Source organism: Aquicoccus sp. (assembly GCF_041686535.1).
Classification (GTDB): Bacteria; Pseudomonadota; Alphaproteobacteria; order Rhodobacterales; family Rhodobacteraceae; genus Aquicoccus.
The window spans coordinates 1-3129 of record NZ_JAWLDS010000179.1 but is presented as its reverse complement, the minus strand read 5'-3'; the positions used below and the strand labels follow the sequence as shown (position 1 = coordinate 3129).

The 3129-nt window shown below is 60.8% G+C and carries 3 protein-coding genes and 1 pseudogene; 1 reads left to right on the top strand and 3 read right to left on the bottom strand.

The window, feature by feature from the left end:
• Positions 1 to 362 precede the first annotated feature (362 nt).
• Positions 363 to 1058, top strand: coding sequence for a VPLPA-CTERM sorting domain-containing protein (locus tag ACESL9_RS17635; RefSeq protein ID WP_372675380.1), 696 nt, complete (start codon positions 363 to 365; stop codon positions 1056 to 1058).
• Between the two features lie 64 nt (positions 1059 to 1122).
• On the opposite strand, the gene ACESL9_RS17630 is transcribed toward ACESL9_RS17635, so the two are convergent.
• From ACESL9_RS17630 to ACESL9_RS17620, 3 genes and pseudogenes are all read right to left on the bottom strand, one after another.
• Positions 1123 to 1983, bottom strand: coding sequence for a glycosyltransferase family 2 protein (locus ACESL9_RS17630; RefSeq protein ID WP_372675379.1), 861 nt, complete (start codon positions 1981 to 1983; stop codon positions 1123 to 1125).
• A 31-nt stretch (positions 1984 to 2014) separates the two neighbouring features.
• Complete coding sequence (locus tag ACESL9_RS17625; protein WP_372675378.1) at positions 2015 to 2857, bottom strand: CpsD/CapB family tyrosine-protein kinase; 843 nt, start codon at positions 2855 to 2857, stop codon at positions 2015 to 2017.
• A 30-nt stretch (positions 2858 to 2887) separates the two neighbouring features.
• Positions 2888 to 3129 (bottom strand): annotated as a pseudogene (locus tag ACESL9_RS17620) (lipopolysaccharide biosynthesis); the annotation flags it as partial.

Below are 3129 nucleotides of genomic sequence, written 5' to 3'. Positions count from 1 at the left end.
TATCGGTGGCCTGACCGCGTTGCGTCGCCGCAAGCAGACCGCCTGACTGATAAAGTTTTGAAGAAACGACGTAAAAACGGTCGCCAGTTGCGGCCGTTTTGCTTTGCGACAGGGCGATTCGCCCAGACTGAAAGATGACGTGGGGCGGTTGTTCGCGGATCGGCAACAGTACCACCCTTCTGCCCCGATTGGCGGTTGTTCTGAAATCAGCCTTTCGACTTTCCCTTTCAGGTTGTGTGTGCGGGTCAAATTCACGTCGAAAATGTGGTGAAAATGGGGCTGGAGTGTGGATTCCCTATTTGCGGAATGGCCGTCAGGGAGTACAGTGAAACAAAGGTGAACCCTGTGTGTGGAGAAGGAATATGAGTTTTATGAACAAAATTTTGAGCATGACTGGCGCGAGTGCGTTGGCAATTGGGGTGATGGTCGCCTTCGGCGCTGAAAAAGCGGAAGCGGTCACCGTGAGCTTTACGGGCGGTATTGGCGGCAACACTGGCACGGTCCTTAGCGGTGGCGATGGTTCCGTGAAACAGAACTCTCTTGCCAATGGAACGGCGAACATTGACTTCGACTGGGATTCTACATCCCCCGATAGTTTTCTGGCCTATTCTGAGTTCACGACAAATGCGTCATTCCGATTGACTTTTCAGGATTATGCACCGGAAAGTGACCTGCTTGATGCTGAAGGAGCACGCAGCGGCTTCCAGCTTTATTATGGCGACTTCGACAGTGGCGCACTGACGGCAATCCTGCCTCATACTCCGAATACGGAAACGGCATGCGGTGCTGATGTTCAGGCCAGCTTCGGGTCGACCGATTGTGTTCTTGTAACCGGTGCCGGGAACGACGGCACACCATTTGTTGTCCCGCCGATCACGTATGATATCAATGGGTATGGTGCCGGTACCTATGTGCTGATGTTCTCGGAAGGAAATGATCCCAACAATGGTAGCGCAGAGTTCATAATCTCTGCGGTCCCGCTGCCTGCCGGTGGCCTGCTGCTGCTGACCGCACTTGGTGGCGTGGCCGTGCTGCGCCGCAAGCGCAAGGCTGCGTAAGGTAAGAATACCCAGTCAGAATTTTGATAAAGGGCCGCAACTAGCGGCCCTTTGTTTTTGCGCCTCAGATTTCCAATCCGACCGCCTGTCGCAGCATCCAGACCATGCGTAGCAGCCGCAGCCGCACCAGAGTGAGGGCAGCGCGCCAACGGTCGCGTGGGCCGGAGAGTTTGGGACTCGTCACGACCTTCGGCAGATGCGCGACGATGCTCACCGGCATCAACAGCCCCTTCAGCGCCCATCTCACGCGCGCCATTGCCCCGCCCCCAGTCTGGCCGAACATCTCCTGCGTGATCCGCCGCCACTTGCCCCGCAGCGCCGCCCAGTCCTGCCGTGACGGGTGGCCCACGCGCAGCCCATCCTCGTAAATCAGCCGATAGCCTTTGGCGGTGGCGCGAAACGACCAGTCGCGATCCTCCGAGACGCCGCCGCGGAAGGGGCCGACATCTTCGAACACATCGCGTCTTGTGATCAGGTTGCCGGTGCCAGAAAAGCCCTGCACCTCGATGTAGTGGCGGAAATCGAAGGCAAAGACCGCCTCGAACGCCTCGGCCCCATTGCGCGGGGGTGGTGTCTCGTCGAATATCTCCACGCGACCCCCGATCAGATCGGCCCGATCCGCCACGGCACGACCCACAGCGACCCAATCGGGCGCGGCCACACAATCGGCATCGATGAACATGAGGCGCGGCGCGGTCGTCTCGGCCACGCCGCGATTACGCGCGGCGGCGGCGCCCTTCTCTTGCTCGGTGACGAAGCGGATGGCCGGGAATTGCGCCCGGACGTCCTCCAAGGACTCGGTCGAGCCATTATCGACCACCAAAACTTCGCAGCCCGGCAGGTCGTTTCCCATCAACGCGGAGAGGCAGCGCTCGAGCCGGACCACATCATTGTAATGCGGGATGATGATCGCGATGTCGGGCATCACTGCTCCTTGTGTCCCCCGATACCCGTCATCAGTAGTAATCATACCCTTCTGTGTCGCTGATATAGCGGCACTTATTGAGTACGATCCCCATCACGTTGGTCAGCTCGGCGACTTGGCGCTCGGCCTGGTCGATACGGCTCATCGGCGTGGCCTCGGCCGCCGCGATTATAACAGCGCAATCGACATTCTGCAGGAAGGCGATGTTGTCGTCGCTGGCATTGAGCGGCGAGATGTCGAAGAAGACCAGATCGGGGGCGTAGCCCGCCTCGATTTCGTCCAGGGCGGCGCGTGCTTCGCGGCTCAGCAGCAGTTCCGAGGGGTTGGGCGCAGGTCCACGGTTGAGTCCGAACCCCACGCGCTGGCCCAGCCGCAGCCCGTGCTCGGCAAAGCGCACCCGGCCCTCCAGAATGTCGGCCATGGAATGGTCGGGCTCCTGCCCAAGAACCTTGTGCAACATTGGACGCCGCAGGTCGAGATCAACGCAGAGCACGCGCATGTCGCGCTGCCGCTCGAAGCTGAAAGCCAGGTTGGCTAGCGTGGTGCTCTTGCCCGCCCCCACATCGGGCGAGACGATCGCCACCCGCCGCCAGCCGTGGCTCTGGGCCTGGTGGATGATCTTGGTGCGCAGAAGGTCATATGGCGCGCTGTCGCGCCCGCCTTCGGCGGCCACAACCCGGTGCTTTCGCAGATGCGCACGGTTGAGCTTGAAAGGCGCCAGTGCTCCCCAAGCGTCGTCCACCGGCACGCTGGGAACAGGGGCCGGAGCATGCTCGGTGCGATTGGTGCTGCCCTGCTGCTGATCGGCGCGGGTCGCGCTGTTCTTCTGGCGTGCGGCGCGCGCCTTGGCCAAGGCTTCCTGAATGCGTTCCATCTCAATCGCTCCTGATATCGTAATGCCGGTTCACCACCGCACCCCGATCTTGTTCATGGCCCGATCGGCGAGAAGGTCGAGCGGCAGGTAATACAGATGCACCGCATAGACTGCGGCGGGCAACCCGACAAGGATCGCCAGATAGACTGCGAGCTTGACGAGACGTTTCCAGAAAATCTCGGACCGGCTGCGCATATAGGGCAGGGTGGCCAGCGGGCGCACGCCGATGTGCTTGACGATATCCTCGGGGCGCCGGGCGGTGCGGTTGAGCA